The following is a 5,012-nucleotide window of genomic DNA, read 5'->3' as shown; positions in this document are numbered from 1 at the left end:
GCCGCCGACCGGCTGTGGCGCGGGGCGGCGGCGGACGCGAACCAGCCGCTCGCCATCGCCTTTCACGCGCCGTGGGACGCGGACTCCGCCGCCAGCCTGCAGCGCCATGTCGAGGAGCTCGACTGGCTGATCCCCGGCTGGGTCTCGATCACCGGGCCGACGCACCAAGTGACGGTGTTCCCCGATCCCAAGGGGCACGCGATCTGGACGCGCGCGCAGCATCGGCCGGTGCTGCTGCCGATGTTCCAGAACGCGCTCAACGGCGAGTGGGACGCGCCGGGCATGGCCGCGCTGCTCCACGATCCCGCGCAGCGCCGCAAGACGCTCGACCAGATCGAGACGCTGCTCGTCGCCGAACATGCCGGCGGCGCCTTCTTCGATCTCGAGGAGCTGCCCGACGCCGCGATCCCCGATTACGGGCGCTTCCTGGCCGAAGCACGCGCGCGGTTCGCGAAACACGACTGGATCGTCGCGCTGGCGGTGGAGGCCGATCGCTCGGATGCGCAGATCGCTGGCTTCGCGCGCGCGGCCGACAAGTTGTTCTTCATGGCCTATGACGAACATTACCAGGGCGGCGAGCCGGGCCCGATCGCGTCGCAGCGCTGGTTCGAGGACCAGGTGACGCGCGTCGAGCGGATCGTGCCGCCGCGCCAGCTGGTCGTGGCGGTCGCCTCCTACGCCTATGACTGGCGGACGACGGGCACGCCCGACACCACGCCCGACTCGATCGAGGAAGCGTGGCAGGCGGCGCGCGACAGCGGCACGGTGCCCGTCTTCGATCGCGACAGCGGCGAAAGCCATTTCGGCTATGACGAGGAGAGCCAGCATCATGAGGTCTGGCTCGCCGACGCGATCGCCGTGCGCAACGAGATCCTGGCGCTGCACCGCCGGGGCGTCCGCTCGGTGGCGCTGTGGCGGCTCGGCAGCGAGGATCCGTCGCTGTGGACGTTCTTCGGCCGCGACAACCCGGCGCTGCCCGCCGCCACCAGCCTTCAGACCATCCCGTCGGGCACCGATGTCGATATCGAGGGCGCGGGCGAGATCCTGCGCATCGGCGGCGTCCCCGCGGTCGGCCGCCGCCGGCTGACCACCGACGCGACGGGCGCGATCGTCGCCGCGCGCTTCGACCAGCTGCCCAGCCCCTATGTGGTCGAGCGGACCGGCTATCGGCCCGGGCTGGTCGCGCTGACCTTCGACGACGGGCCCGACCCGGACTGGACGCCGCCGATCCTGGACGTGCTCAAGCGCGAGCACGTGCCTGCGACCTTCTTCGTCGTCGGCGAGAACGCGCTCACCGAACGCGGGCTGCTCCAGCGCGAGCTGGCCGAAGGGCACGAGGTCGGCAGCCATACCTATACGCATCCCAATCTCGCGCAGGCGAGCGCGGGGCAGACGCGGTTCGAGCTCAACGCCGACCAGCGGCTGTTCCAGGCGTTCACGGGCCGCTCGCTGCGGCTGTTCCGCGCGCCCTATTTCGGCGACGCCGAGCCGACCACGGCGGACGAGATCGGGCCGGTCGCGCTGGCGCAGCGCATGGGCTATCTGTCCGTCGGCCTCCATGTCGATCCCGGCGACTGGAAGCGCCCGGGCGTCGCGCACATCGTCGACACCACGGTGCAGGAGGTCGAGGCGGGCGACGAGGAGCGATCCGCCAACATCGTCCTGCTCCACGACGCGGGCGGCGACCGGTCGCAGACGGTGACGGCGCTGCCGCTGCTGATCGAGGCGCTCAAGGCCAGGGGCTATCGCTTCGTCCCCGTCTCCGCGCTGGCGGGGTGGAAGCCGGGCACCGTCAACCCGCCGCTCGCGCCGGGCGACGTCACGGCGGCGCGCGCCGACCTGCTGCTGTTCCTGTCGCTGGGCTGGGGCAGCCGCGCGCTCCACTGGCTGTTCGCGGTCGCGATCACCTTGGGCATCGCGCGCGCGGTGTTGCTGTCCGCGCTGGCGCTGCGGCAGGCGCGGGTGGAGGCGGACATCGTCTTCCCGCCGATCGATCCGGCGATCCGCGTCACCGTGCTGATCCCCGCCTTCAACGAGGAGCGCGTGATCGAGCGCGCGGTGCGCGGCGTGCTGGCGAGCACGGAGGTCGAGCTGCGCGTGGTCGTCATCGACGACGGCTCGCGTGACCGCACGGCGGCGGTGGTGCGCGAGGCGTTCGCCGACGAGCCGCGCGTCCGCCTGCTCGGCCTCGCCAACGGCGGCAAGGCGCGCGCGCTCAACACCGCGCTGGCCGAGGTCGACAGCGACATCGTCATCGCGCTCGACGCCGACACGCAGTTCGAGCCGACCACGATCAGCCGCCTCGCGCGCTGGTTCGCCGATCCGGGCCTGGGCGCGGTGGCGGGCAACGCCAAGGTCGGCAACCGCGTCAACCTCGTCACCCGCTGGCAGGCGCTGGAATATGTCACCGCGCAGAACCTGGAACGCCGCGCGCTCGCCCGGCTCAACGCGATGCTGGTGGTGCCCGGCGCGATCGGCGCGTGGCGGACGGAGACGCTGCGCGCCGTCGGCGGCTATCCGGAGGACACGCTGGCGGAGGATCAGGACCTCACCATCGCCGTCCAGCGCGCCGGCTGGCGCGTCGCCTATGACCAATATGCGGTCGCCTGGACGGAGGCGCCCGAGAGCTTCCGCGGCCTCGCCAAGCAGCGCTTCCGCTGGGCGTTCGGCACCCTGCAATGCCTGTGGAAGCACAAGGGCGCGCTGCGCGCGGGCCGCCCGGCGGGGATTGCCTTTATCGGCCTGCCGCAGGCGGCGGTGTTTCAGATCGCGCTCGCCGCCGTGTCGCCGATCATCGATCTGGCGCTGATCGCCAGCATCGCTGCCACCATCCTGCGCGTGGAGGAACATGGCTGGGCGCAGACCAGCACCGACATCGCCTGGATGGCGGGCTTCTGGATCCTGTTCACCACTATCGACCTGCTGTCGGGCGTGATCGCCTTCGCGCTGGAACGGCGCGAGCGCTGGCGGCTGCTCTGGCTGCTCGTGCCGCAACGGATCGGCTATCGCCAGGTCATGTACTATGTCGTGCTCAAGGCGCTGGTGCAGGCGATCCGGGGGCCCAGCGTCGGCTGGGGCAAGCTGGAGCGCAGCGGCCGCGCGCAGGCCGGCGGCCGGCGGCGGCGTGACGGCTTTTCGCCCTCGCGCTGAACGCAACGGGCGCGTAACCGGTCAGCGGCGTCGGGCCAGGGAGGCGAGCGGTTTGCGGATCACGGTGTGGGGGCTGACCGTCAGCTCGTCCTGGGGCAACGGTCATGCGACGCTGTGGCGCGGGCTGATCCGGGCGCTGACCGAGCAGGGCCATCACGTCACCTTCGTCGAGCGCGACCAGCCCTGGTATCGCGACACCCGCGACCTCGTCGACCTGCCCGGCGGCCGGCTGCTGCTCTACACCGACTGGGCGGACGTGCTGGCGATCAGGCGCGAGCTGCTCGACGCCGATGCGCTGGTCGTCACCTCCTATTGCCCGGACGCGCGCGCGGCGGCGGCGCTGCTCGCGGGCGAGGGGCGGGGGACCAGCGTCTTCTACGACCTCGACACCCCCGTCACGCTGGCGCGGCTCGCGGCGGGCGAGCCGGTCGACTATCTCCCCGAACACGGGCTGGGCCAGTTCGATCTGGTGCTGAGCTACACCGGCGGCCCCGCGCTGACCGCCTTGCGCGACCGGCTCGGCGCGCGCGTCACCGCGCCGCTCTACGGCCATGTCGATCCCGCCGCGCACCGCCCGGTGCCGGCCCAGGCGATGTTCCGGGGCGACCTGTCGTATCTGGGCACCTATGCCGCCGATCGGCAGGCGGCGCTCGAACGGCTGTTCGTCGCGCCGGCCGCCCGCGCGCCCGAGCGCCGCTTCGTGCTCGGCGGCTCGTCCTACCCCGCCGACTTCCCGTGGCGGCCCAACATCCACTTCATGGACCATGTCGGCCCCGTCGATCATCCCGCCTTCTTCTCGTCCGCGCGCGCCACGCTCAACGTCACGCGCGCGGACATGGCGGCGATGGGCTGGTGCCCGTCCGGCCGGCTGTTTGAGGCGGCGGCGTGCGGCGCGCCGCTGCTGTCCGACGACTGGGACGGGCTCGACCGCTTCCTCACGCCGGGCGAGGAGATCCTGCTGGTCGACACCGCCGACGACGTGCTCGCCGCGTTGTCGCTCACCGACGCTGAGCTGCGCCGCCTCGCCGACGCCGCCCGCGCGCGCGTGCTGGCCGAGCACAGCTCGGCGGCGAGAGCCAAGGAGCTGGTCGCCCTCCTTTCCCTCTCCCCTTCAGGGGAGAGGGAAATCAGGGCCGCCTGAGATGTGGGGCATCATCCCCGCCGCCGGCAACGGCACGCGCATCCAGCCGCTCGCCTTTTCCAAGGAGCTGCTCCCCGTCGGTCATCGCGCCGGCGAGGATGGCGCCGAGCGCCCCAAGGCGGTCTCCGAATATCTCGTCGAGCGCATGGTCGCGGGCGGCGCCACGCGCATCTGCTTCGTGATCAGCCCGACCAAGTCGGACATCGTGCGCTATTATGGCGGCGGCGTGCCCGGCGCCGATACCGCCTTCGTCGTCCAGCCGCAGGCCGCCGGCCTGTGCGACGCGATCTTCCGCGCCGCCCCGCTGATCCCGGCGGACGAGCCGGTGCTGGTCGGGCTGCCCGACACGATCTGGTTCCCCGCCGATGCGCTGGCGCGGCTGCCCGACGACCGGCTGTCGTTCCTGCTCTTCCCGGTCGAGCGGCCGGAGCTGTTCGATGCGGTGGTGCTCGACGCGGACGACCGGGTGGAGGCGATCGACGTCAAGCAGGCCGTCGTGCGCTCGCCCTGGGTCTGGGGCGCGTTCAAGATGCCCGGCCGCGTGCTCCACGAGCTGCACGCGCTGTGGCGCGAGCCGGGGCGCGGCGACGAGTATATCGGCACGCTGGTCAACGCCTGGCTCGCGCGCGGCCACGCGGCCTGGGGGTGCCGCGCGGGCGAGCGTTATGTCGATGTCGGCACGCTGGGCGGCTGGCGCGAGGCGGTGGCGCTGCTCGGGGCC

At 72.3% G+C, this 5,012-nt stretch carries 3 protein-coding genes; all 3 read left to right on the top strand.

What is annotated here, in order from left to right:
• The coding region (locus HUU95_RS08090; protein WP_174279652.1) for a glycosyltransferase at positions 1–3,150 on the top strand (3,150 nt) is incomplete at its 5' end.
• A 52-nt stretch (positions 3,151–3,202) separates the two neighbouring features.
• On the top strand, positions 3,203–4,291 hold the full coding sequence (locus HUU95_RS08085) for a CgeB family protein (protein ID WP_174279651.1): 1,089 nt from the start codon (positions 3,203–3,205) through the stop codon (positions 4,289–4,291).
• 1 nt (position 4,292) lies between these two features.
• Positions 4,293–5,012: sugar phosphate nucleotidyltransferase (locus tag HUU95_RS08080; protein ID WP_174279650.1), on the top strand; the 720-nt coding region annotated here is incomplete at its 3' end.

This window comes from Sphingomonas bacterium (genome assembly GCF_903643065.1).
Classification (GTDB): domain Bacteria; phylum Pseudomonadota; class Alphaproteobacteria; order Sphingomonadales; family Sphingomonadaceae; genus Sphingomonas.
Note: the sequence above shows the minus strand (reverse complement) of the source record. Positions and strands in the feature narration are given on the sequence as shown.